The sequence below is a fragment of the Pedobacter sp. PLR genome (assembly GCF_026239675.1).
In the GTDB taxonomy this organism is placed as follows: Bacteria; Bacteroidota; Bacteroidia; order Sphingobacteriales; family Sphingobacteriaceae; genus Pedobacter.
Genome location: NZ_JAPIVQ010000009.1, coordinates 95,760 through 121,313, shown reverse-complemented (window position 1 = coordinate 121,313; position 25,554 = coordinate 95,760). Strand labels below are relative to the sequence as shown.

Genomic DNA, 25,554 nt, shown 5'->3' with positions numbered 1-25,554 from the left:
ACGCATTGCGTATAAATCATTGATTGTCAAACTAAAATTTAGCGGCTTGATAAAATGAAATTAATTTAAACAATTTGAATGTAACTGATGTTTGCTTTCCTATAAAAAGCCCTGTTTTTAGGTCTATTTGTCTTAATTAGCCCCCCTTTTGGCAGCTGGCACGAATGATAACGCTGTTTCTGCCAAACTTATTATGCGCTTAATTCCATAAAAGCATGGGCATCATTCCCCAATAGATAAGTACTGCTATCCACTGTAAAGCGAAAACTAAAGCCAGGATTTCAATACCATTCGCAGGTTCTTTGTGTTTTCTTTTGATAGATCTTCGTAGTCTAAACAATAATCCAGGCGGAAGGATTGTTGTCAACACAGCCAGATTAACACTGGCAACAGTATGCGCATTCTTAAAACGAGGTTGGAAATGGAAATTCCTGATACAAAATAAGGGTTGATCCTTATACAAGACAACCCTTATTACTGAATATTTATAAAACCGGAGTTTACTGTTTATACAAACGAGCTTCTTCTAAATCCAGGCTGCTTTCCAGGTCACGGATTACCTCATCATCATACTGCTTTGTTGCGCGTAATTTATTCAGCTCAATTCTTCTCATCGTGATCAAATCCAGCATGATTTTACCGTATAGTTTTCTTACAGAAGCGACCTGTTCTCTTTGCTCGGTCAAAGTCTGTTCCGTCGCATTGATACTGCGTTCCAGTTGTTCCTTGATTCTCGCAATAGTCTCAAATTCTTTCATTTCCTGATTGTACTTACTGTTCAGGAAGGTGACAGATTCTTTTGCCAGCTGTAATCTGATTGCTTCTTTTTGTTGTTCAAAAGGAACATGATCATCGGTCTCCTCCACTTTTAATAACCTGAGGAAGATAGGAAGGGTAAGCCCCTGAAATACCAATGTCACCAAAATCACGATGAAAGTGATAAACAAGATCAGGTTTCGATGAGGAAAAGCCTCGCCATTGTCTAAAGTTAAAGGAATCGCTAAAGCGGAAGCCAAAGAAACAACCCCACGCATTCCTGCCCAACCAATGATAAATGGAAGTTTTAATCCCGGGCTTTTCTCCGATTTGCGGATTTTGGGACTCAGGAGTCTAGGTAGGTAAGTAACCACATAGACCAGAATGATCCTGGCAACGATCACAATTCCACTGATGATCAATCCATAATGGATAGCTTCTTTAATCGAGTAGCCATCTAATGCTGCTACAATTACCGGTAATTCCAAACCGATCAGAATGAAAACAAAACCGTTCAAAAGAAAACCTACAGTTGCCCATACTTCCTTGGTTTGTATTCTCGTATGATAATTCAGGAAATCGTTGGAGCGGAAAGAGAGAAACAAACCACCACTAACTACGGCTAATACGCCTGACCAGTGGAATTCCTCCGCTACAATATACATCAGATAAGGTGCGATTAAAGTGATTGGAGTGGTGATGCTCGATGATTTTGCCCAATACCTCAGCACAAGATACAATACGTGCGCGATGGCAAGACCTACAAATACACCCATTACGGCCAGCACAAGAAAGTCTGTTGCCGCTTTTTGAAAAACAAACTGGCCAGTCAGGATAGAAGCGAGGGCAAATCTGAATACGGTTAGGGAGGCCGCATCGTTGACCAGACTTTCACCTTCTAACATGGTTAAACCTCTTTTTGGCATATTCACACCCTTTAATACAGAAGTGGCTGCTACTGCATCCGGAGGAGAGATGATGCCTCCTAATAAAAAGCCTAAGGCAAGTGTAAAGCCGGGAATGATGCTAACGGAAAAGTAAGCGATGGCCAGGGAAGTGATCAGCACCAATCCAAAACCTAACAATAAGATGGATCTTTTCCATTTCCAGAAATCGTTCCATGAAGTATACCATGCGGCTTCAAACAACAGTGGCGGCAAAAATATAAGGAATACAATATCAGGGTCAATACTTATTGCAGGAATTCCAGGGATAAAACTGATACCCAATCCTCCGATAACGAGGAAAATAGGATAGGAGATTTTCCATCGTTGACTTAATAAATAAAGGAGTGCCATTGCAAAGAACAAGGCGAGGATCAGCAGTAAATTGGCGTGTATCATGGACAAAAATAGAAAAATATCACTTTCTTTCCCCAACTTGTTGTCGCCACATGGCATAATATAATCCTTTCTGCTCCAGCAGTTCGGCATGAGAACCCGCCTCAGAGATCTTTCCTTTCTCCAGAACATAGATCACATCGGCATGCATAATAGTCGACAAGCGATGGGCAATGACCACGGTAATCCGTTCCCTGCTCATGGAAAGGTCGCGTATGGTAGACGTAATCTCTTCCTCGGTTAAGGAATCCAGGGCGGAAGTGGCCTCGTCGAAAATGAGTAACCTTGGGTTTCTCAATAACGCCCGTGCAATAGAAATTCTTTGCTTTTCTCCTCCGGAGAGTTTCAATCCGCCTTCTCCCAGTAAGGTATCCATTCCTTTTTCAGATTTTGCCAGGAGGTTCGTGCAGGAGGCTTTATCCAGCGCCAATAGCAACTCTTCTTCTGTCGCATCTCCTTTGACAAACAAAAGGTTCTCTTTAATGGTACCCGCAAAAAGTTGGGTATCCTGTGTGACAAAGCCGATTTGTCGCCGGAGTTCATTGTAACGGATCTCTGTTGAGGGGATATTGTTAAACAGGATGGCTCCGGAAACTGGTCTGTATAAGCCCACCAATAGTTTAACCAGCGTAGATTTGCCAGATCCGGAAGGGCCAACAAAGGCAATCGTTTCTCCGGTATTGACATGAAAAGAAATGTCGTCAATCGCATTCGTCTGCGCCGTTTTATGACGAAAAACGACCTGATCAAAAGAAAGGTTTTGCAAAGGGCCAGTTTGTCTGGGCGAATCCGGTTTGCGCTCTACCGGTTTACGCATCAATTGATCAAAACTATGAACGGAAGCTTCAACTTCCCGATAGCTGAGAATGATACTGCCAAGATCTTGTAAAGGGCCGAAAATAGAAGTCGAAATGAATTGCATGGTAATCAGCTCACCGGTGCTCAACTTATTGCGAAAGATCAGCCAGAGCAAAATGAACAGAATTGATTGTTTGAGCACATTGAGCGTGGTCCCCTGTAAGAAGGAAAGTGTCCGAACCCGTCTGGTTTTCGTCATTTCCAGATCGTAGATCTTTTTGGTCTGTAATTTTAACCTGCGGATTTCAGGAAAGGTTAGCCCCAGACTTTTCACCAGCTCTATATTTCTAAGTGATTCGGTAATCACACCCGCCATCTTATTGGTTTCTCTATTGATAGAACGCTGTACCATTTTGATTTTCTTACTCAATAATCCGGTGAGCGAGCCCAGTACCAGAATCCCGACAACAAATACCGGTACCAGCATCCAGTTCTTGGTAATGGAATACCAAATTAGAAAGCCCATACCCACAAATGAAGAAAAGAGAATATTAATGAAAGAATTGACAAAACGCTCGGTATCGGTCTTCACTTTTTGAAGAATAGACAAGGTTTCGCCGCTATGACTTTCCTCAAATTCCTGGAAGGAGAGGCGTAAGGTCTGCCGGATGCCGTCATTGAAGATCTGCATCCCAAACTGTTGTACGGCCAGCCGGGTATAATACTCCTGAAAAGCTTTCGCAACTCTTGCCGCAATCGCAACTGCTACTGCAATACTCAGCCAGTACAAAACCCCTTTTACCAATTCATCCTGACTTTTGTTACCAGGGTTTCCGGCATATTCGTCTATGATCTTTCCAAAAATAATGGGGTCAGTAAGACTTAGTAACTGTGCAATCGCCGCAAGGAAAAGCGCTAAAAGCACCCACCATTTTTGTTCTTTAAAATATTTCCAAAGGATCGGCATGGCTAAGAGGTTCTATGATAAAAGGTTGTGATAGCTTCAAAATACTAAAAATAAAGCAGTTTTATCATTTGTAGGTCAGCTTTTTCGTTTCTTTGTAGTTGGAATAATCCTTTTTACGGTTATTTAGTCCAACTGTTAAAAATTGAAAATATATGAAAAGTTCATGGTTTAAATCGTTCGTCGTTGCAGGAGCCGTTTTATTAACAAGCGGAATCACAGCAACAGATGTTTCTGCCCAAAGAGGCGAGCGGCCGTCAGGTGGTGGAGGCGGTGGCAGACCATCAGTCAGCAGACCCTCAACTGGTGGTTCCAGACCATCAATAAACAGGCCTTCTACCAGACCTTCCGTTGGCGCACCTTCTACAGGCAACAGGCCTTCAGTAGGCACACCTTCCACTGGTAACAGACCATCTATAGGTACGCCTTCAACAGGAAACAGACCGTCAGCAGGTGATAGGCCTTCAATAAATAACAGACCATCAATAGCTGACAGGCCATCTGTTGGCAACAAACCAAATAATAACTACAGGCCAAATTACAGACCAAACAGACCTGGAAGTAATTACCGTCCAAACTACAGGCCGAATTACAGACCAGGTTATAGGCCTCATTACAGGCCATATTACAGACCTCACTATAGTTATTACAACTATTACAGGCCGTATATTGGCTTAAGTATAAACGTCTTGCCTTTTGGTTATTACCCGGTTTACTATGGTTCTGACCGTTTTTATTTCTCTGATGGATTGTTTTACAAACAATACGAAAAAGAATATAAAGTGGTTGTACCACCAGTAGGTGCAGAAGTTCCTACGCTTCCTACGGATGCAAAAGAAGTAGTGATCAATGGACAGACCTATTACGAAAGTAAAGGTGTTTATTATTCAACTGCTCAAAATGCAGACGGAAAACAGGTCTACGTAGTAGCTGGTAAAGATGGTGTTTTGAATACCGATGGAAAAACAGTGTATGTGAATCCTGCTGCTCAGATTGGGGATATTGTAGATCAACTGCCTGAGGATTCCAGAGAAATACTGATCAAAGGAGCAACATATTATGTAAGTCCGGATGGCGTTTATTATGAAAAACTAATAGACGGTAATAAAGTCACCTATAAAGTGATCGGATTGGATAATGAGCCCTTAGAAATCGAAGAATAAAGAATAAAACAATCCATTATACAATAGAAAAGTTGAGCCCCTTTTGATTCCTTCAAAAGGGGCTCTCTTTTTTATCAGTTAACTAATCGGTTTTTGGCTCAATTTCTGTCCTCCTTTTAACCTTGTCCGATTAGACCATTTTCGATCCAGCGGTCCCTGCAGAATTATGAATATTAGCACCTTTAATGCGTTTAAAAGCCGTAACTACAGATTGTATTTTACAGGACAGTCTATATCTCTAATTGGGACATGGATGCAAAAGACTGCGGTTAGCTGGGTGATTTACGAAAAAACACATTCTAATTTCATGCTGGGACTGACGCTTTTTGCCAGTCTCTTTCCTTCTTTTGTGTTTTCTTTTATTGGCGGTGTGGCGGCAGACAGATACAATAGATATAAATTATTGCTGATCACGCAGGTGGCTTCCATGATCCAGGCGGTACTCCTCACTATGTTAATCTTTTTTAAGGATTATTCTGTCTGGGAGATCATTGCTTTGAGTGCATTGCTGGGCTTAATCAACGCTTTTGATGTGCCTGCCAGACAATCATTGGTCTATGAAATGGTAGAGGATAAGTCGGATTTACCCAATGCTCTTGCCTTAAATTCCTCCATGGTTAACCTTTCCAGACTGATTGGTCCGGGGATTGCCGGTTTAGCGCTGGAGAAATTTGGAGAAGACGTATGCTTTGGTCTCAATGCTGTTAGTTTTATCGCGGTGATCGGTTCTTTATTGATGATGAGGTTGCCAAAATTCAACATCGTTCCACATACCAAGAACATATTTGGAGAACTTAAAGAGGGCTTCCAATATATCAGAAGAACGCCTTCCATTTCATTTGTGCTGATTATGCTGGCACTGATGAGTTTGTTGGTCTTACCATTTAGCACACTGATTCCGGTTTATGCCAAAGATATCTTTAAAGGTACAGCCTCCACTTTCGGAGTGATTGACAGCGTAATCGGACTGGGCGCCTTCTGTGGAGCGATTTTCCTTGCTTCCCTAAAAACCGGAAGAAACTTAAGAAAAATCCTGGCCATTAATACCCTTATTTTTGGTGTCGGACTGGTGTTGTTCTCTCATACCACTTTTTACCCCATCGCCCTTGTTTTTGCCGCCATATCAGGTTTTGGGATGATGTCGCAAATTACCATTAGTAATACACTTATCCAGACTACTGTAGACCCGGCCATGCGTGGAAGAGTCATTAGCTTTTACGCGATGGCCTTCTTTGGTATGCAGCCTTTAGGAGGTTTACTGGTTGGGAGTCTTTCTCAATTAATAGGTACACCGGATACCGTCATGATCCAGGGATTTATTACCATTATGATTGGTTTGTTGCTTTTGCGCTTCCTGAGAAAAGCGAAAGAAAGAAAAAACAGACTTGCCGAAGTAAGTACAGCTGATGCTATGGATACTTAAGCGTATCAATGGCATTCTCATAGGCCGCCCATATATTAAACGATCGAAAACGCAGCGTTAGTTCAATGCAGGTAGCCACATTGTGACACCTTCATTTATATAGTCCTTTGAGTAGCTTTTGAAAATAAGTAGTTTTAAAGCCTGATCCCAACTTATATGAAACATTTATTTTCTGTCCTCTGTCTTTCCGCGGTAGCTATATTGCCAGTGTCGGCGCAACAAACCCAAAAACCGGTATTGTATGGTCGCAATTGGATGGCGATTACGGGTAAACCTTTAGCCGCTACAGCTGGCGCAATGACTTTTCAAAAGGGAGGAAATGCGGTTGATGCTGCTTGCGCGATGTTGGCAGCTACCTGCACCATGTGGGATACGCTGAGCTGGGGAGGGGAAACGCAAGCGCTGATCTATAATCCGAAGACGAAAAAAGTAATCGCAATTAATGCGATGGGTGTAGCGCCAACAGGGGCTACGGTAGAGTTCTTTAAAAGTAAGGGTTATAATTTCCCACCTGAATATGGACCTCTGGCTGCAACAACACCCGGTACACCGGGCGGCTTAATCTATATGCTGGTCAATTTTGGGAAACTAAGCTTAAAAGAAGTATTGGCACCGGCGATGGAAATGGCAGCTGGTTATCCGATCGAAGCTCAGGCAGCGAACAGCATCGAAAAAGGTAAAGAACATATCAATAAATGGCCATATAGTAAAAAAGTGTTTCTAACGCATCCCGGAGAGAAAAGAGAAGCGCCGGAAGCAGGGGAGATCTTTGTCCAAAAAGACCTCCTGGCCACTTTAACGAAAATGGTGGAAGCGGAAAGTAAAGCGTTGAAACAAGGAAAAACCAGAAAAGAAGCATTAATGGCGGCGTATGACCGTTTTTATAAAGGTGATATCGCGAAAGAGTTTGTTCGTGGTGCCAAAGAGCAAGGCGGATTAATCACTATGGAAGACCTGGCCAAATGGAAACCGCTGGAAGAGGAACCGCTACAGGTTAACTATAAAGGCATCGATGTTTACAAATTGCAACAATGGACGCAAGGCCCTGTGATGCTACAGGCTTTAAATATTCTGGAGAACTTTGACCTGAAAGCAATGGGTTACAACAGTCCAAAATACATCCACACCCTGTATCAGGCGATGAATCTCTCCTTTGCCGACCGTGATTTTTATTACGGAGATCCTGCTACAAAGCCAGCTGGGCCGATTAAAGGTTTACTCAGTAAGGATTATGCAAAAGAACGCGCCAAACTTATTCAATTTGTTAAAAATGACCCGAACATCGGACCAGGAAATCCATATCCATACGAAGGGAAAACTAATCCTTACCTAAAGCTCCTGCAAAAACGAGGCTATGAATTAGATACTACTAAACGGAATTTTGCACCAAAACACGACCTTGGAAAATTAAATACTTCTCCGGATGAGCTTTATCAGGAGCGGTTGTTGTTGGGAACGACTTCTATCGAAGCCGCAGATAAGGAAGGTTGGGTCGTGTCCGTTACGCCAAGTGGTGGATGGCTTCCGGCTTGTATTGCTGGTGAAACAGGGATTGGGATGAGTCAGCGGATGCAAAGTTTTGTGTTGGACAGCACATTGAACCCTTTTAATGTGGTTGCTCCGGGGAAAAGACCACGCGTTACTTTATCACCTTCCATGGCGCTAAAAGACGGAAAGCCCTTTTTGGCCTCTGCCGTACAGGGCGGAGATACCCAGGATCAGAATCTGTTACAGTTTTTCCTGAACGTAACAGAGTTTGGAATGAACGTACAACAAGCCTCCGAAGCGGCAAATATTAATACCAACCAACTTTGGCTATCTTTAGGGGGAACAAAAACCGAAGACCGGATGCCTAAGCCGGGACAAATCTTACTCAATAATAACACACCATCTGCTACACGTGAGGCGCTTCAAAAAATGGGCTACATATTGAGCTTTGGCGCGCGGACCAGTGGCCCGATTAATGCGATTTATTTCGATTGGAAACATGGCAGCCTTTGGGGTGGTTCCAGTAATCATGGCGAAGATTATGGGATTGGCTGGTAATTGAAAACACTATTAACGAAAAACACCAATGAGAGAGAATAAATATGATGATCCTGATTTCTTTGATAATTACGGACAAATGCCACGTTCTGTTGGGGGACTAAATGCTGCCGGAGAATGGCATGTATTGCAAAAAATGCTGCCCGATTTCAAAGGTAAAAATCTGCTTGACCTGGGCTGCGGCTTCGGTTGGCATTGCATTTATGCCAAAGAACAGGGTGCTGATCAGGTAGTAGGTGTTGACCTCTCAGAGAAGATGCTGAAAATAGCGAAAGAGAAATCCGAAGGTCTTCAGATTAAATACCTGCAGCAGGCAATTGAAGATATCGACTTTTCAAAAGAAGAATTTGATGTGGTTATCAGCTCTTTGGCTTTTCACTATGTGAAAGACTTTCAATCCAGCCTTCAAAAGATCAACTATTGTCTCAAACCCGGAGGAAGCTTTATTTTTTCTCAGGAGCACCCTATATTTACCGCAAGAGCCGAACAGGATTGGATAAGAAATGAAAAAGGAGAGATCCTGCATTGGCCGGTAGACCAGTATCAGGAGCAGGGGATCAGACATACCAGCTTTTTGGGGCATACCGTGGTAAAATATCATAGAACCCTGGAAAACACCTTCAATGCCTTAATTGCTGCGGGATTTGTGATTCAACAGGTATCCGAGCCAAAGCCTTCTGAAGAAACGGTAGCCGCTTATCCGGAAATGGAAGCTGAAAACAAAAGGCCAATATTTTTAATGATTTCTGCTGTTAAAGCCGGGAATTGATCAGGCAAACCATTAATGAGAAAACCCCTCAGGTTCCTTATGGAAATTGAGGGGTTTTCTCATTAGCGACCCGCATGTGTTTAGAATTACTTAATAATTCAGCACCAGGTTATCGACTTCCAATGTGCTATTTACCCCACCTTCATATTTCGCTCCGGAAGCGCTCGAAGAGAATATAATACTGAGGTGTGTGATGGCCTCATTAGCATCAGCAAATAAACCGTTAGCAGGAAGCTGATAGCCTGGACTGCCAGCCGGTAAAGTGCCATAAACCAATGGAATGGTGATTTTCGTCAGGTCATTAACCGTATCCGGAGATCTGAACCAGGCGGTAGCAGCTCTTTTAACTACTTGTCCGTTTCTGTTTTCCAGTAACAGGTAAATATCACAGCTGTCCGGCCTATTCAAAACCTGACCTGATCCGTTTTTATAAACCGTACCCGGAGCATATTTATAGCTTACCGTAAAACTTTTCGGTCTTGAGGTGTAAGCAATACCAAATTTTGCGGAATTTAAGGGATTAGCTAAATCCAGCTTAAATGTGCCAGTAAATAAAGTTCCAGCACCCATACGCTGACCGGTTAACTGCGCTAAAACACCCAGATCTTTGGTGACCATTTTAGCGGCGAGATCACCCGGAGCAATTTCAACAGGAGTGGTATTGGCAGAAGAAAGACTTACTACGCCGTCATTTCCAGTCGCCCATTCTGTGTTTGCATCCAATCCAGGTTGTTTATAGTTCTTCCCGTTTGGAGTATACCAGTCGTTGAAATTAGAATTACTGAGCTGTGGATTTGCAGATTGTTTAGTCACTAACACGGTATAAACCGCCTGACTGCCATCTTCTGCAATTACCGTATACCGAACTGGTTTACTGAAATCCTGAGGAACGCGAACACCCGGACTCAATTGCGCATAGGTGGAAAGCTGGACCGAATCTGCAAACAACTTCGTCAGATCAGCCTTCGCATCCACATTAAGGCGGATAATTAAACTGTCCTGGTTAATAGAAGTAGTACCAGTTTCATTTGAAACGGTGAAATAAAGAATTTTCTTGAACGCAGATTTTCCAAAATACGTCTCCTTTACGCATCCTGAAGACAGTAACAGTGTTCCGGCAAATACAAAAAGGAGGGATCTATAATTTAACATGTTCGTTTAGTAATAAGTAGAAAAACCAATTAGAAATAAGTAGAAAAACCGAAACCGATTTTCAGGATGTTGATTTTAAAGTTCATATCCGTAGTGGTTACCCTGGAATCCGGTTTTCCGGTAGCATGCCCACGTTCAATAGTCGTGTTGATACCAAAAATGTCGACAGTAGTCTCAAATGCGAAGTTTTTCACAATAAAGATCATCAATCCCGGTCTTAATCCAACCCCGTAAGTATCTTTTGAAGTATAGGTTCGGGTCAGGATTTCATCAACAACACTTTCTTTGATAGAACGGTCGAATAACAATTGGATTTCAGTTTGATTGACAATGTAAAACCTGTTTTTACGATCCAGAGGGATGAAATTCTTGATGAAAGGTCTAACGCCATAGTTATTCGAAAAGCTTTTGTTACTGGTTAAGTTCCCATCACTGTTCTTAATCAGATTGTTGTCTTTTGATTGTCCGTAGGATAAGCCCAAACCAACACCGAGGTTCTTTTTTATAATATAACCTCCATCAGCACGGACAGACCAGCTGTTTTTCTTTTGATCAAGATAATTGACAAAAAGGTTATTGTCATTTACGGCGTTCCGGCTGCTCAGTGAAAAGGTAAGAATATTGAATCTTAGCCCTTTTTCTATGATCAGCCCATCTGGCTTTTCTTCTTTTGGCATATTTTGCCTGGCAACTTCTGAGGTCGTTTGCTGTTCCTGAGCAAAGAGCGTAAGATTATTGCAGCATAGGAGTAAAAATAAAACAAGCGCAGCAGGTCTTAATTTTGTGGAGGATTTCGCCAGAAAAAAGCGAAATAAGGTTGATAAAAGCATCGGGGTAAATAGAGAATTCATTGAGTAGATTTATTCCAAAATACGGATAATCTTAGAAAAGAAACGAAAGATAGAATCTAAATCAGTTTTCCTTTAAAAGAATCCGGTTCAAGGGTTAACACGGATTCGAACTATAATGTTTTCGAAAAACAGGAACTCCATGGCGGCAGCTAGCCTTACCGGATGAAGATCATACAAAATAAAAAACCGGGATACTCCGAAAAGAAAAGTCTTATCGAAATATCCCGGTTAGGAGAACGTCTTAAAATCTACCAGAAAATACTGTAGAGGGCAATGATGATTCCGATAATGATCAGTGCTCCTGCGGTAAAACCTGCATTGGTTTTAAACATTCCGCGGTCTACATCTAATCCTTTAGGATTTACGCCTTTTCTATTTTCAAATAAGCTGATGATGACCATCGCAATAACGCAGATGATAAAAACAAAGCCCATTCTGTCCAGAAAAGGAATTTCATAAATCATACTACCATCTTTTTGTACGGCTAATTTAGAGAATCCCCAACTGCTCAATCCTTCCAGATTACAGAAGTTAGGCAGGGCTTTAAACCCTACAGACAATAGAAATCCTCCGATTGTAGCGAACAATGCGGCATTAGAAGTGGTCCTTTTCCAGAAAAAGCCAAGCAAGAACATCGCGAAAATACCAGGCGAAACGAAGCCGGTGTACTCCTGAATAAACTGGAAGCCACCTTTTTTGTCAATTCCCAATTGTGGTGCAATAACAATAGCCAGTAACATCGCTACCACGACCGTGATTCTGCCCACCACCACTTGTTTATGTTCATTGGCGTCTTTACTAATCACTTTTTTGTAGATATCCAGTGTGAAGATAGTGGCAATACTATTTGCTTTACCAGCCAGAGAGGCCACAATTGCTGCGGTTAATGCGGCGAATGAAAGTCCTTTTAGTCCGGCAGGAAGCAGGTTGAGCAATACCGGGTAAGCAGAATCCGCGTTCAATTCACCGTTTTTCATCATCGCTGTATGGAAATTACCATAACCTTCCTTGTAAAGCACATAAGCGGCAATACCTGGCAATACCACGATAATCGGCATCAGTAATTTCAGGAAAGCGGCGAATAGTAAACCCGATCTGGCGGTTTTCAAATCAGCACCCAAAGCCCTTTGCGTGATGTATTGATTGCAACCCCAGTAGTTCAGATTCACAATCCACATTCCACCAATCAACACGGTTAAACCGGGTAGATCCATATAATGCGGATTTTCCTGTTTGAAAACCATATGGAAATGATCTGAGGCTTTTTCTTTCACCATCGCCAGTCCGTTTAACACACCAGAGGTACCAAAATGAGTGGCTACCAGTTCCAGGGCCAGATAAGTAGTGGCCAGACCACCTAAGATTAAAAAGAAAACCTGAATCACATCTGTGTATCCGATTACTTTCATACCCCCAAGGGTGATGATGATGGCAAACACGGCAAGCACATACATACAGGCCGTGGTATTGATGCCGGAAATGCTGTTGATGGCCAATGCACCCAGGTAAAGGATCGAGGTCAGGTTTACCACTACATATAACAACAACCAGAATACCGCCATAATCATGGCAACTGTGCTGTTGTAACGTTGCCCAAGAAATTGAGGCATGGTGTAAATTTTGTTTTTCAGATACACCGGAATGAAAAACACAGCAACAATAATGAGGGTTGCAGCAGCCATCCATTCATACGTAGCGATTGCAAGGCCCATAGTGAAGCCGGAGCCACTCATTCCGATAAATTGCTCGGCTGAGATATTTGAAGCGATTAGAGAAGCTCCAATTGCCCACCAGGTTAGCGAGTCTTTCGCCAGAAAGAAGTCTTTTGAATTCTCTTTATGGGCTTGCTTCTTCTTATAAACCGACCAGCCATAAACCGAAACAATCAGAAAATAAACCAGAAAAACGACATAGTCGTACGTACTCAATGAGTTCATATGGGTTGGGTTATTTGGTTTTAAATGAATCTGTTAATGATGTTTTCCAATAGCTCCTGTTGGCCGCTTATCGTTTTAGGTTCTCCTTTTTCAATAGCATAGTTGCGCAGGTCTTCCAGGTTCAGTTTACCATTTTCAAAATCTTTTCCGGCCCCCTGGTCAAATGAAGCGTAACGGTTGCTTCTGATTTTCAGGTAATCCGAGTTTTGAAGGACCTGATCTGCGGTAACTAATGCTCTTGCAAAAGTGTCCATTCCTCCGATATGTGCATGAAACAGGTCCGCAGGATCGGTAGAGTTTCTTCTGATTTTTGCGTCGAAATTGATTCCTCCGCCTTGCAATCCATTGGCTTCAAGTACGATTAACATCGCTTCTGTAAGCTCATTGATGTTGTTTGGGAACTGATCGGTATCCCAGCCATTCTGATAATCACCTCTGTTGGCATCCATAGAGCCCAGTAAACCTGCGTCGGCAGCTACCTGTAGCTCATGTTGGAAAGTATGACCGGCAAGTGTGGCATGGTTCACTTCAATATTCAGTTTAAAATCATCCATTAAACCGTATTGGCGAAGGAAATTGCTCACTGTTGCTGAATCATAATCGTATTGATGTTTAGAAGGTTCGCAGGGTTTAGGTTCAATAAAGAACGTTCCTTTAAAGCCTTGTTTTCGGGCGTAATCTTTAGCCGAGTGCAAGAATTTAGCCATGTGTTCCTGTTCACGTTTCATATTGGTGTTCAGCAAGCTCATATAGCCTTCACGACCTCCCCAGAATACATAATTTTCGCCGCCAAGGGCTATTGTGGCATCTAAAGCCGATTTCACCTGTGCTGCACCATGTGCTAATACATGGAAATCAGGGTTGGTAGCGGCACCATTCATGTAACGGCGATGAGAGAAAAGGTTGGCCGTTCCCCAAAGTAATTTTACGCCACTGGCGGCTTGTTTTTGTTTTGCATAGTCTACAATTGCTTGTAAACGTCTTTCATTTTCATGAATATCATTCGTGTAATCGATCAGATCTACATCATGAAAGCAGTAATAAGGCAGGTTCATTTTGGTGATGAACTCAAAAGCTGCATCCATTTTATCTTTTGCGCGTTCTACGGCATCTGTTTTTTCATTCCATGGATGGATGATGGTTGGTTCCCCGAATGGGTCTCCGCCTGTGGCTACAAAAGAATGCCAGTAGGCGCAGGCAAAACGCAGGTGTTCTTTCATCGTCTTTCCTGCAATGATTCTATTTTCGTCGTACCAGCGAAATGCCAATGGGTTGTCTGAGTTTAATCCTTCGAATTTTACTTGTCCGATTCCTTTAAAAAATTCCTTTTCTCCTGTGGTTACTGTTGTCATTGTGGTTCTATTATTAGGTTAATCTTTATTTTTTACGGGTTGATTTTACCCTGGTTAGAGGGATGGTTTTGTGTGTTTTTGTTTTGTCTTTAGTTATTGTAAACTAATATATTATGTATTTTTAATTAATCTTTGACTTTAATATTTGTAGCCAGTCCTGATATACCGGTTCATAGTTGAGACCAGCGTTTGGTTCTACCAGTTGAACCGGCTTGATATTGCTAAAAGCGGCTGCGGAATTACGATACGTTCCGGCTCCGATACCGGCACCTAAAGCAGCGCCAACACTACCATCATTGTCATAAAGTTCTACGGGAACGCCTGTGCTGTTCACAAATGCCTCGAGGAACAGATTACTGAGAAAAAGATTCGCTTTTCCGGCCCTGATCACCTTAGGTTGAAGTCCATTACCGCGCATAATGTCCAGTCCATAGCGAAAAGCAAAGGCAATTCCTTCCTGTACCGCCCTGAAGATATGAGGGGTACTGTGCAGGTTGAAATCAATATTTTCTAAATGACCACCTACAATCTTATTGTTGAGCATTCGTTCTGCACCATTTCCAAATGGTAATATTCGTAATCCCTCTGCACCAATTGCGATTTTCTTTGCTGCGGTATTGATGTCGTTGTAAGAACTGCCCTGCGCCAGCAGACTTTTAGCCCAGCGGTTCATACTGCCTGTTCCGTTGATACAGAGTAGAATACCTAATCTTTTCTCACTTTCGGTATAGTTGACATGGGCAAAAGTGTTTACCCTGGACTGCGGATCGTAAGCTAATTGGTCACTTACGCCATAGATCACACCAGAAGTGCCTGCGGTGGCAGCAACTTCTCCGGGTTCCAAAACATTCAGCGAGAGTGCATTATTGGGCTGATCTCCGGATTTATAACTCACCGGAATACCAGGTTTTAAGCCCAGTAACTGTGCAGAGGCGGCACTTACCTGACCGTGTTCTGAGAATACGGGTTTGATTTCGGGGATGAGTTCCCGGTCAAAGCCGTAATGGGCCATCAAGGCGTCCGACAAAGTATCTGATTGAAAGTCCCAGAAAACGCCTTCTGACAGGGCGGAGATACTAGTGGTCACGCTTGAACAAAGTTTCATAGCGATAAAATCACCGGGAAGCATCACTTTATCAATTTTAGCATAGCATTCCGGTTCGTTTTCTTTCACCCAGGCCAGCTTTGAAGCAGTGAAATTGCCCGGGGAATTTAGGAAATGACTCAGACAATAGTCATGGCCTAATTGATCATATGCTTCGTTACCAAGAGCTACCGCTCTGCTATCGCACCAAATAATGCTGTTTCTAAGGAGCTGCTGGTCTTTGTCGACAAGCACTAACCCATGCATTTGATAGGCAATACCAATCGCAGCAATGTCCAGTGGCTGGAAATTAGCTTTCTTTTTGCAAAGCGCAAAAGCTTGTTGGGCATGTGCCCACCAAAGCTCCGGATCTTGTTCAGCCCATCCCGGATGGGGGGCATGGATGGTCGCTTCTTCCTCCGGATACTGCGCGGTAACAATGATTTGCTGCGTTTGTGCATCTACGATGGCCACTTTAATGGAAGAAGTTCCAATGTCTATTCCCAGTAATAACATATGGTGGTGTGCTAATGGATTTTATGGAATGAATATTTGGTTATCAGGAAACGAATTTAGTGGAAAGTTTTGCAATTGCAATCGATTGCCTAAATTATTTTTGTAATTTCACCCCATTATGAAGCCTCAGAAAAGAACAACTATATATGATATTGCTCAAAAGCTCAATTTAGCGGCATCTTCCGTGTCCAGAGCGCTGAGTAATAGCGATAAAATTAATGCGGAGACAAAAGCATTGGTGCTTAAAACTGCTGCTGAGATGAATTATCAACAGAATGCGATGGCTTCAAATCTGCGAAAAGGCAATAATCCCACAATTGGCGTAGTTGTTCCCCGTATCAATCAGTATTTCTTTTCAAACATCATTGCCGGATTGGAAGAGGTGACTTTTAAAAAGGGCTACAACCTGGTGATCTGCCAGTCGAATGAGCTACATGCTCGTGAAGTAGAGGGTGTTAATGCCCTGGTGAATCAGCATGTGAGTGGGATTGTGATTTCCATTGCAGCGGAACAGGGAAGTTCAAATCACCTTCAGCAGGTATTAGACCGTAACATTCAGCTGATTCAGTTTGACCGGGTAGTCGAAGAACTGGAGACCTTTAAAGTGGTGAATGACAACTATAAAGCTGCCTATGAAGCAACAAAACATTTAATTGAACAGGGGTACCGTAGGATTGCGCTTTTAGAAGGCCCTCAGGAACTTCATATTTTCAGAGAGCGGAAGGAAGGCTATATTGCTGCGCTCAAAGATCAGGGGTTTCCGGTATTAGAAGAGCTGATGTATGCGAATGCCTGGACCAAAGAACTGGGTGCCCTGGCTACCGTTAAGTTACTGGAAATGGTATCTCCACCGGACGCGATTTTCGCTTCTACTTCTGATTTTGCTGCTTTAGGGGTGTTGGAAGCCGCTACAGCGAAGGGAATCCGTATTCCGGAGGAGTTAGGGGTCTGTGGATATTCTAATGAGCCATTTACAGAAATCACCAGTCCATCTATCACTACAATCGATCAGTTTAGTGTAGAAATGGGGAAGACCATTGGGAATCTTCATTTCCAGGAGATGGAAAACTCAGATGCAGTGATCAAAAAGACCGTGAATATTAAACCAAAATTGATTGTTAGAAAGTCTAGTCAACGGCTTTAATTGTATGTATTCTGGAACTAATTCCTTCTAATCTAAATAATTATGTTTGTTGTGTTTTAGTGCTGAATATTAGTGTGTTAAGAAATAAAACCGGACATAGTGTCAGCTCTAAAAAGAGAAGGTTCTACTCCTTAATTAAGGAGCCATGCTGCTTTAATCTGAGACAAAAAAACGTTTCATGGATTGCATGCAAGCTAATGTTTGAGGTCATTCCATGAAACGTAGTTTCCATTTTTAGCAATTATTATTTCATACGGTCATGAATCATGTCCAGGTGTTTTTGTACCGTAATTTCTGTTTTTGCCGCGAAAGATTTCAGATCAGCATCGATACCATTTTTCGCTGATTTTTCATAAGTTCAAGGGTAGATTTGTGACCATCAACCATCGCATCGGTATAAGCTTTGTGTGCAGTGGCAGAAATTGCACATAGATAAATAGTTTTAATATATTTCTTCGCAGGAGGTATTTACGTTTATTGGAAGGGATTGCTGTGTATTTGGTTGTACTTCAGTTTGTTTGTCTGAGTAGGTGCTTGTTGAAAATGGAGAAATATAAAGGTATACAATGCACCTTTTAAGGCAAGTCTCAATACCTTGAGTGCCTGGGTAAGTTGGTTTTCTACGCTGCGTTTGGAAATCCCCAGTTGTCCGGCAATCTCCTCATTACTCAGGTTTTTGATTCTGCTGAGTACAAAGATCTCTTTGCATCGCTTAGGAAGCGTGTTTAAGACTTCTTCCAGGTTTCTTCCTATCTCTTCATGCCGCATTTTTTCTTCGCCCTGATTGCGGACCCAATCCAGGTGAGGCACCTGGTCATAATCTTCGATCAGCTGAATGGGGTTACGCTTTTCTTTCCTGATCACCTTATATACCTGATACCTTGCAGCAGAGGTCAGGTAGTTGTTAAAAGAAATCACTTCCAGGGTTTCACGCTTCTGCCAGATGTCAAGAAAAATATTATGTACAATCTCCTTGCAGGCTTCTTCGTTTTTCAAGTAGCTGTAACAAGTACTGTAGAGTCTTTCCCAATACCTTTCAAACAATAAATCGAAAGCTTTACTGTTTTCCTGCTGAATTTCTCCCCATAACTCCTGATCAGAAGGTATCCGTTTTGTCATACATAATAATCCCGTTTTAAAAGTAATGAATTTTTTACAGGGACCTTGCTAATGTATATTTTATTTTTTTTCCTAAAAGTAGGTGTGTGCAACAATTAAAATGGCACTATATAGGTAACACCAAGTATAAACGTATGTCTGAAAAAGAGTTTATCGCACTTTATGAGCAATATCTGCGCGGCCAGTGTAATGCTGAAGAAGTCCGTCTGCTGGAGAACTATCGGGATGATTTTCAATGGATAGCATGGACAGCTGATACCGGGGATAAAGAAAAGATACATGATGAAATCTACCACAGGTTGCATCAGGAAATTCATCCGACACGCAAAAACGGAGGGCTGTTTTCTGGTCCATGGGTGGCTGCGGCCGCTGTGCTGTTTATTGCCGGAGCTGGAATCTTGTTTTTTAACCTCCAAAAGCAAGGCTGGGTTAGTAATCAGCCTTTAAATACCACTGTGTTTGAGACCAGAACCGGGGAAAAGAAACAGATCCAACTTCAGGATGGCTCTATCGTATGGTTAAATGCGGAAAGCAGATTGATTTTAGCCAAAGATTTTAATGAAACAACCAGGGAGGTTGACCTGGAGGGTGAAGCGTATTTTGATGTCGCACATTCCAAAACCAAGCCCTTTAAAGTGCACACCCAAGCCTTCAATCTCGATGTATTGGGGACTGCTTTTAATGTAAAAGCCTATCCTGGCGATGTTAAGGCGATCGCAACGCTGGTCCGTGGCTCAATTGCGATGCGGGGCACTAGTCCTGATTCCAAACGGATCACCTTAAAACCAAGCGAACAGGCTGTGTTTCTAAATCCCGGAAAACAGCTGGCGGAAAACGTCAAAGACAAGTATTTAAAACTCGCCCCGGCCGTTCGAATCCAACACTATACCCAAAGAAACGATACTATTATTGTAGAAACCGCCTGGAAGAACAATCGCCTGGAGATCTACGATCAGACTTTTGCCGAGCTGAAAGACATATTGGAAAGATGGTATGATATAGAAATCGTATTCAAGTCCAAAGCCGTTAAAAACTACCGCTTCCGCGCCAATTTCAATAACGAAAACATTATAGACGTTTTAAGATCCTTACAAAAAGCACAATATTTTAACTATGAAATGAAAGATAGAACCGTGACGATCTCTGAATAAAAAAGGGCGGTGTTGAAGCACCGCCCCGAGTACATTCTGATCTACTCTAATGACAGTTGCCAACGCAATATCGGCTGTCAAAAACCTGCAAACCAAAAACCAAAAATATGATTATTTATTACTTCCACAAACAGCGGTCCTGGCCTGGATCGCTCATCAAACTCATTATGCTGATGAAACTCGCTTTTTTTACCGTGTTGATCACCTGTCTGAATGTTTCTGCGAATGTGTTTTCACAAGAAAAAGTCTCTATTGATGTCAAGAGCAGCAGTATTGAAAATGTATTGAAAGCCATCGAGAAACAGAGCCATTATCACTTTGTTTACAGTTCTAACTTTGTTCCAACTTCAAAAAACATCAATTTAACCGTTAAGGATGGCTTGGTGACTGATGTTTTAAAACAAATACTCAGGGAAACCGACCTGAAGTTTTCCATATCCAACACAGGTCTCGTGGTCATTTCCAATCCTTTTGCTTCGATCAATGACCAGGTCATCAGCGGTTCGGTAAAAGACAGCGCTGGCCTGGTCATGCCGGGGGTAACCATCCTGGTAAAAGGCACAAAAAAGGGAACCTCAACAGATGCTCAGGGAAAGTACACGATAAGTGTACCGGAACGTTCAGTCTTGATTTTCTCCCTGGTAGGCTATCAAACGCAGGAAAGGGTAGTAACTGCTGGTACTAAAACCATAAATGTAGTGATGGGGGAAAGGAAAAACATCCTTGATGATGTTGTGGTGGTGGGTTACGGAACCTCCACTAAAAGGAAAATTAACAGTGCGGTAAGTAGCTTGTCGATGGAAAAAGTGGCGCCATTGCCGGTACAGTCCATCAATGATGCGGTTGCCGGAAGGGTACCCGGATTGATTGTGACCAGTGCTGCCGGATCTCCCGGAGCAAAAAGTAGCATTTCCATTCGTGGTGGAGGAACACCTTTATATGTCATCGATAACCAGGTGCGTAGTCAGAATGATTTCGAAAACCTAAATCCAAATGATATAGAATCCTATTCTGTACTGAAAGATGTTGGTGCTACCGCATTATACGGACAACAGGGTGCTAACGGAATCATCATGGTGACTACAAAAAAGGGTAAAGATGGAAAGGTAGACATCAATTATTCCTTCAACCAGATTTTTTCTTCTCCAACCTTGTTCCCTAAAAAACTAAGTTCTTTTGAGAATCTGAGCTCCATTAATGAAGTATATAGAGCTGAAGGCAGAACACAGCCGATCTCAGAGGCAATATTGGCCTTGTACAAAGACCAGTCGCAGCCATTTTTATACCCAAATACAGATTGGCAGGCATTAACCTTAAAAAAACATGCTTTAGAGCAACGTCATGACCTTTCCGTAACCTCAGGCACTAAAGCATTAACCTATTATGCTTCCGGATCCTATTTCAAACAAGGAACAAACCTGAAAACCGATAACAATTACAATGAGCGTTATACCTACCGTTTAAACACGGTGAGTGAATTTGAGAAAATCCATTTAAAGGTAACAACAGGATTAGATGGCTATGTAGAGAATAATGTGGTTCCATATTCTGGTACTGCGGGTACTTATGCAGGTATTTACCAGCATATTCAGCAAAAAGCATCAAAGGATCTGGCGATGAATGAATTTGGTTTACCATATTCCGGTACAACAGATAACCCGGTGGTAGAATTGTCGCCATTATCAGGTTACAATAGAAACTCTTCCCGCATCTTTAATGGTATTCTGGGATTAGATTACGCCGCTCCATTTTTACCGGGATTGAACCTGAAAGCTACTGGTAGTTATAACATGTGGAACTCTATTGGTAAATTATGGAGTGTTTCTGCGCCAAGCTATCTGCTCAACAGTACGGTTGCTATCCCTGGTGCAGCACCTTCTTTAAGTGGTACCAGAGGTGATGGTACCAACTTCAACTTACAGGGATTTGTGACTTACAACAAGGCTTTCGGTGACCATAATATTGATTTTACCGGGGTTTATGAGCAGTCAAAACTGACTAGTAATTCTCTTTTTGCCAGCAGAAGAAACTATCAGATCATTTACGATCAGTTTAATGCAGGGCCAACGGTGGATCAGGAAGGTTCTGGCTCTGAGTATGAAACCGCAAGAGCTGGTTATGTAGGTCGACTGTCCTACAACTATAAATCTAAATACTTTGTAGACGGAACCATTCGTTACGATGGGAACTCTGCCTTTCCAAAAGACCGACGTTGGGGAACTTTTTATTCAGTATCTGGTGGTTATATCGTTTCAGAAGAGAACTTCATGAATAGCCTGAAAGAGAAACATATCCTGGATTACCTGAAAATACGTGGCTCTTTTGGATTGGTAGGACAATTGGGCGGATCTGCGGTGAGTAATGGTACTAATTTATATGCCTATGTGCCGGGTTATTCGGTCAATGCTAATGCCTGGGCCGTAAATGGTAATCTTGTACAAGGTACTTCTGAACCGGGATCTCTCGCCAGCAAAAACTTCTCCTGGTACAGCGATAGAGAGCGCAATATCGGGCTGGACCTGGCTTCTTTAAATAGCCGTTTAACTGCTTCTGTTGATTATTTCTACAAACGCACCACTGGTTATGTGACCGCAGACCCGAAATTCTCCGCTACTTTAGGAATTGGCTTACCGCCGATTAACTTTAAAGAAGCCGCTTTACGCAGAGAAGGTGCAGAGTTTGGCCTGGCATGGGATGATAAAGTAAGAGATTTCAGCTATAAAGTAGGTTTGAACTTTACTTATTTCAATGAACTTTGGGAACGCACTACCAACGAAGATGAGAACGCCCTTAAAAATCCATATACCAGGATTTCCGGTACCGATCAGGGTTTTCTGCAAACAGGCTATAATAATTTAGGTTTCTATGGCAATAATGCAGACCTGTTAATGGGCGCCAGAAGGATCAGTTCGGTCAATGTGGTGGCTGGTGATTTAATCTATGCGGATAACAATGGGGATGGTAAAATTGATGCCTCAGATTTTAGAAACATCGGGAGCAATACTAAACCACGGATCAATTACGGTGTAACGATGGATTTTGGTTACAAAGGATTCTTCCTGAGTGCTGTAGTGATGGGTTCGGGTAACCGTGATCGTTATTTAGGTCCTATTATTCAGGGAACTTCCGCTCAGGGGATCTTGATTTATGGTTTCCAACAGGACTACTGGAGAGCCGATAATACGGATGCTTTATTCCCGCGTCAGGTTTCTTCGGCTGGTGTAAATGGCGGTAACAATGGTGCAGGTAGTGATTTCTGGGTCTTAAAATCAAAGTTCCTGCGACTTAAATACCTGCAGTTTGGTTACGATTTCAAGAACTCGGTATTGAAAAATTCGCCATTAAAAAACTGTAAGTTGTTTTTCTCCGGAACCAATTTACTAACCTCTTCCAAGAGTATGGACTACTTTATTGATCCGGAATCAGACCAGAACAATGAGAATTACCCAATTCAACGAACCTTCTCCTTTGGTTTAAACATAGGTTTTTAATCTCCCATAAAATATAATATTCAATGAAAATAAATATAAAATTAATGGTATCCCTGGCAATCGTGGGTACCGTGTTGTTCAGCTCCTGCAAGAAAAGCGTTTTAAATACCGAACCTTTTAATAAAATCCCGGAAGAGACGGTCTGGAACAACAAAGCAAATGCAGAAACCTTCATCTTTTCTACCTATGGGCTGATGAATGAATATGGGAGTGGTTCGCAAACTGATCCCTATACTTTAAATACTTTAGGCTTTGACGACATCTACAGTGGTGCGGCTACAGTTTTTAATGAGCGTTTAGAGCGTAACTCGGGGGGTAATTTCAACAACTGGTCTACAGCTCGTCGTTGCAATCAGATCATTAGCAAAGTGGCAGCATCTACAGGTATTTCTGATTCGGATAAAAAAACGCTGATTGCAGAAGGCAAGTTCTTAAGAGCAATGTCCTATTATGGTGTTGCACGTCGTACCGGACGCGTGGTTTGGATTGATCAGGTTTTAACGCCGGAAAATGATTTCTTCCTGCCTGCTACCGCTAGTCCAACCGCTTCCTACCAGTTGATCATCAAAGATCTGGAAGATGCGGTAGCCAATTTGCCAATTACAAAAATCCCCGGTAGAGCCAATAAGTATACTGCTGCTGCATTTTTAACAGAAGTATGCCTGTCTGCACTAGCCTACGAAAATTACCCGGCAGCGGCAAATGTGAGCCCTTCAAACCCATTGCTGGATAAGATTATCGCCAATGCGCAGATCGTAATTTCAGGTGGTTATGCACTAGAAACGAATTACGGGGCGATGTTTAACAGTGAGAGCCCACTTTCTTCAGAAACGGTGTTTGGTATTTATCGTAAAGCCACCAATACTTCCTTATCAAGCACCCCGATGCAGCTGATGATTCCGAATATGAACAACGACCGTGTAAAGCAAAATCAGGGAAGTCCATTGTTTGTAGCTACAAATACGGTGTTTGAAGCCTGGGTGCAACATGGTCCAACGCAAAATATGGCTGATGATTATCTGGTCATCGATCAGGCAAATCCGACAAAAGCATTACCATGGAACCAAACTTCTCAATACCTTGCAGCAGTAGATGAAACGGTGGTAATTCCAACTACAGCCATCCGTAAGGCAGCAGGAGAGACCTCCATCAAAAGAGGGATGATCAGGCCGGGAAGTACAGAAAGCATCTGGACGTTAACCAACAAAGGTCGCGATGCCAGATGGGCAGCTTCCATCATCAGTGATTCAACCAAATTTTATGGGGAAACCATCACCACAAGTTTAAAAGGAAATGCAGACCGCTGGATTAAAATTGACGGGGTAGGTTATTACCTGAGTCTTTCTAATTTGTATTGGAAAAAAGGTGTGTATGAGAACGTTACGCCGAGATATATTAATTCTACACCAACTGATTATCACTATGTAGTGACCAGATTAGGCCGCGTTTATTTAAACCTTGCAGAAGCCTATTTACTAAAAGGCGATTTGGCAAATGCGATAACTACCTTCAATAAAACGAGAGTAACTCATGGTAAATTACCAGCTTCCCTGGCTGCAAACAGCGCGGAAGCCTGGACAGATTACAAACGCGAAAGAAGAATCGATCTGGTATTGGAAAACGATTACTACTGGAGCTTATTGCGTTGGGGACGTTATGGCGGTGATGCCAACTATGGCAAACCTTCCGGCGATAAGATTCCTGAGCTGGAACAACTGCCAACAATAATGGACATCAGTAAAGATAGAAAGTCATTTTCTGTGGTTCAAGGCTCGTTTTTCTCCTCTAATAATATCCGTGTGTTCGACAATAGCCGAAGATACCTTTTCCCAATCACACAAACGCTGATTGATCAGAATCCTAAATTCGGTCCGCAAAATCCGGGCTGGTAATCTTATAACTTCTTAATAGAATGAAAATTATGAACAAATATATAAAAACACTGCTATGCCTAAGCCTGGTCTTTGCAACTACGATGCTAACTTCTTGTTTAAAAAAGGGCCTTCCTGAGTATCCGGAATGGGGCGGCACCAATATAGATAACGTATATGTGGAATACCGTTATAACGGACCTGACCAATATGGCGGACAACCCGTTGTGGTGATTAAAAAACTAGATGTGGTAAAAACGCTGGATGAACCGAATGCGACCCTTAAACTGGCCATCACCGTGCCTGCGGTTAGTGGTAGTTTCAATGCTGCTGAACGTGCAAAAGTGGTTCAAAATAACCTCTGGTTGTATATGGATATCTCTACTGCCGCTACGATTAAGCCATTGGCAGGTACGCCTAAATTGGGCGATCCAACCAATCTGACCGTCCCACAGCAATATGAAGTGACCGCCGCAGACGGGTCAAAAAAGACCTGGACAATTGTGGTAACTTCCTTTAATAAACCTTAATTTGCTTTTAACTGAAAAGGGCTGGATAATATCCAGCCCTTTTCCTTGCTTTAAACTTCCTGAATCCTGTAATTCTCAAAATTTAAACGGCTTAAAC

17 protein-coding genes are annotated in these 25,554 nt (G+C 42.4%); 9 read left to right on the top strand and 8 right to left on the bottom strand.

The annotated features are described in order from the left end of the window. Positions 1-500: 500 nt before the first annotated feature. Positions 501-2,099 (bottom strand): Na+/H+ antiporter, encoded by a 1,599-nt coding sequence (locus OQX61_RS20920; RefSeq protein ID WP_265843762.1) that lies wholly within the window; start codon positions 2,097-2,099, stop codon positions 501-503. 19 nt (positions 2,100-2,118) lie between these two features. Further along, positions 2,119-3,861 carry an ABC transporter ATP-binding protein gene (locus tag OQX61_RS20915; RefSeq protein ID WP_265843761.1) on the bottom strand — a complete coding sequence of 581 codons (1,743 nt, stop codon included), beginning with the start codon at positions 3,859-3,861 and terminating at the stop codon, positions 2,119-2,121. A 152-nt stretch (positions 3,862-4,013) separates the two neighbouring features. On the opposite strand from OQX61_RS20915, the gene OQX61_RS20910 reads away from it, so the two are divergent. The 4 genes from OQX61_RS20910 to OQX61_RS20895 all read left to right on the top strand — a co-directional run bounded on the left by OQX61_RS20910 (position 4,014) and on the right by OQX61_RS20895 (position 9,259). Beyond that, on the top strand, positions 4,014-5,021 hold the full coding sequence (locus OQX61_RS20910; RefSeq protein WP_265843760.1) for a DUF6515 family protein: 1,008 nt from the start codon (positions 4,014-4,016) through the stop codon (positions 5,019-5,021). Between the two features lie 166 nt (positions 5,022-5,187). After that, positions 5,188-6,444 (top strand): MFS transporter, encoded by a 1,257-nt coding sequence (locus tag OQX61_RS20905; RefSeq protein ID WP_265843759.1) that lies wholly within the window; start codon positions 5,188-5,190, stop codon positions 6,442-6,444. Positions 6,445-6,600: 156 nt separating this feature from the next. Beyond that, a complete protein-coding gene (locus OQX61_RS20900) occupies positions 6,601-8,490 on the top strand; it encodes a gamma-glutamyltransferase (RefSeq protein ID WP_265843758.1) in 1,890 nt (629 codons plus the stop codon). Between the two features lie 28 nt (positions 8,491-8,518). Further along, positions 8,519-9,259, top strand: coding sequence for a class I SAM-dependent methyltransferase (locus OQX61_RS20895; protein WP_265843757.1), 741 nt, complete (start codon positions 8,519-8,521; stop codon positions 9,257-9,259). A gap of 90 nt (positions 9,260-9,349) precedes the next feature. Here the strand turns inward: OQX61_RS20895 and OQX61_RS20890 are convergent, their stop codons facing one another. The 5 genes from OQX61_RS20890 to OQX61_RS20870 all read right to left on the bottom strand — a co-directional run bounded on the left by OQX61_RS20890 (position 9,350) and on the right by OQX61_RS20870 (position 16,151). Then, positions 9,350-10,411, bottom strand: a complete 1,062-nt coding sequence (locus OQX61_RS20890) for a PCMD domain-containing protein (RefSeq protein WP_265843756.1) — start codon at positions 10,409-10,411, stop codon at positions 9,350-9,352. A gap of 29 nt (positions 10,412-10,440) precedes the next feature. After that, the gene (locus OQX61_RS20885; protein ID WP_265843755.1) at positions 10,441-11,262 is read right to left on the bottom strand and encodes a hypothetical protein; all 822 of its coding nucleotides are present in this window, start codon (positions 11,260-11,262) and stop codon (positions 10,441-10,443) included. Between the two features lie 248 nt (positions 11,263-11,510). Continuing rightward, positions 11,511-13,199, bottom strand: a complete 1,689-nt coding sequence (locus OQX61_RS20880) for a sodium/solute symporter (protein WP_265843754.1) — start codon at positions 13,197-13,199, stop codon at positions 11,511-11,513. 20 nt (positions 13,200-13,219) lie between these two features. Beyond that, positions 13,220-14,551: a xylose isomerase gene (gene xylA, locus OQX61_RS20875; RefSeq protein WP_265843753.1), complete on the bottom strand. Its 1,332-nt coding sequence runs from the start codon at positions 14,549-14,551 to the stop codon at positions 13,220-13,222. A 121-nt stretch (positions 14,552-14,672) separates the two neighbouring features. Next, positions 14,673-16,151, bottom strand: coding sequence for an FGGY family carbohydrate kinase (locus OQX61_RS20870; RefSeq protein ID WP_265843752.1), 1,479 nt, complete (start codon positions 16,149-16,151; stop codon positions 14,673-14,675). A gap of 118 nt (positions 16,152-16,269) precedes the next feature. On the opposite strand from OQX61_RS20870, the gene OQX61_RS20865 reads away from it, so the two are divergent. Continuing rightward, positions 16,270-17,295: a LacI family DNA-binding transcriptional regulator gene (locus OQX61_RS20865; RefSeq protein ID WP_265843751.1), complete on the top strand. Its 1,026-nt coding sequence runs from the start codon at positions 16,270-16,272 to the stop codon at positions 17,293-17,295. A gap of 474 nt (positions 17,296-17,769) precedes the next feature. Here OQX61_RS20865 and OQX61_RS20860 read toward each other — a convergent pair whose 3' ends face one another. After that, on the bottom strand, positions 17,770-18,414 hold the full coding sequence (locus OQX61_RS20860) for an RNA polymerase sigma-70 factor (RefSeq protein WP_265843750.1): 645 nt from the start codon (positions 18,412-18,414) through the stop codon (positions 17,770-17,772). 86 nt (positions 18,415-18,500) lie between these two features. On the opposite strand from OQX61_RS20860, the gene OQX61_RS20855 reads away from it, so the two are divergent. From OQX61_RS20855 to OQX61_RS20840, 4 genes are all read left to right on the top strand, one after another. Next, complete coding sequence (locus OQX61_RS20855; protein ID WP_265843749.1) at positions 18,501-19,565, top strand: FecR family protein; 1,065 nt, start codon at positions 18,501-18,503, stop codon at positions 19,563-19,565. A 173-nt stretch (positions 19,566-19,738) separates the two neighbouring features. Then, on the top strand, positions 19,739-23,056 hold the full coding sequence (locus OQX61_RS20850) for a TonB-dependent receptor (RefSeq protein WP_265843748.1): 3,318 nt from the start codon (positions 19,739-19,741) through the stop codon (positions 23,054-23,056). A 23-nt stretch (positions 23,057-23,079) separates the two neighbouring features. Further along, positions 23,080-24,948, top strand: coding sequence for a RagB/SusD family nutrient uptake outer membrane protein (locus OQX61_RS20845; RefSeq protein WP_265843747.1), 1,869 nt, complete (start codon positions 23,080-23,082; stop codon positions 24,946-24,948). Positions 24,949-24,977: 29 nt separating this feature from the next. Continuing rightward, positions 24,978-25,457: a hypothetical protein gene (locus OQX61_RS20840; RefSeq protein WP_265843746.1), complete on the top strand. Its 480-nt coding sequence runs from the start codon at positions 24,978-24,980 to the stop codon at positions 25,455-25,457. Positions 25,458-25,554: the final 97 nt, after the last annotated feature.

Coding starts and splice junctions, on each gene's coding strand:
- OQX61_RS20920 (WP_265843762.1), bottom strand. CDS start 2,099: ATGATACACGCCAATTTACTGCTGATCCTCGCCTTGTTCTTTGCAATG.
- OQX61_RS20915 (WP_265843761.1), bottom strand. CDS start 3,861: ATGCCGATCCTTTGGAAATATTTTAAAGAACAAAAATGGTGGGTGCTT.
- OQX61_RS20910 (WP_265843760.1), top strand. CDS start 4,014: ATGAAAAGTTCATGGTTTAAATCGTTCGTCGTTGCAGGAGCCGTTTTA.
- OQX61_RS20905 (WP_265843759.1), top strand. CDS start 5,188: ATGAATATTAGCACCTTTAATGCGTTTAAAAGCCGTAACTACAGATTG.
- OQX61_RS20900 (WP_265843758.1), top strand. CDS start 6,601: ATGAAACATTTATTTTCTGTCCTCTGTCTTTCCGCGGTAGCTATATTG.
- OQX61_RS20895 (WP_265843757.1), top strand. CDS start 8,519: ATGAGAGAGAATAAATATGATGATCCTGATTTCTTTGATAATTACGGA.
- OQX61_RS20890 (WP_265843756.1), bottom strand. CDS start 10,411: ATGTTAAATTATAGATCCCTCCTTTTTGTATTTGCCGGAACACTGTTA.
- OQX61_RS20885 (WP_265843755.1), bottom strand. CDS start 11,262: ATGAATTCTCTATTTACCCCGATGCTTTTATCAACCTTATTTCGCTTT.
- OQX61_RS20880 (WP_265843754.1), bottom strand. CDS start 13,199: ATGAACTCATTGAGTACGTACGACTATGTCGTTTTTCTGGTTTATTTT.
- xylA (WP_265843753.1), bottom strand. CDS start 14,551: ATGACAACAGTAACCACAGGAGAAAAGGAATTTTTTAAAGGAATCGGA.
- OQX61_RS20870 (WP_265843752.1), bottom strand. CDS start 16,151: ATGTTATTACTGGGAATAGACATTGGAACTTCTTCCATTAAAGTGGCC.
- OQX61_RS20865 (WP_265843751.1), top strand. CDS start 16,270: ATGAAGCCTCAGAAAAGAACAACTATATATGATATTGCTCAAAAGCTC.
- OQX61_RS20860 (WP_265843750.1), bottom strand. CDS start 18,414: ATGACAAAACGGATACCTTCTGATCAGGAGTTATGGGGAGAAATTCAG.
- OQX61_RS20850 (WP_265843748.1), top strand. CDS start 19,739: ATGAAACTCGCTTTTTTTACCGTGTTGATCACCTGTCTGAATGTTTCT.
- OQX61_RS20845 (WP_265843747.1), top strand. CDS start 23,080: ATGAAAATAAATATAAAATTAATGGTATCCCTGGCAATCGTGGGTACC.
- OQX61_RS20840 (WP_265843746.1), top strand. CDS start 24,978: ATGAACAAATATATAAAAACACTGCTATGCCTAAGCCTGGTCTTTGCA.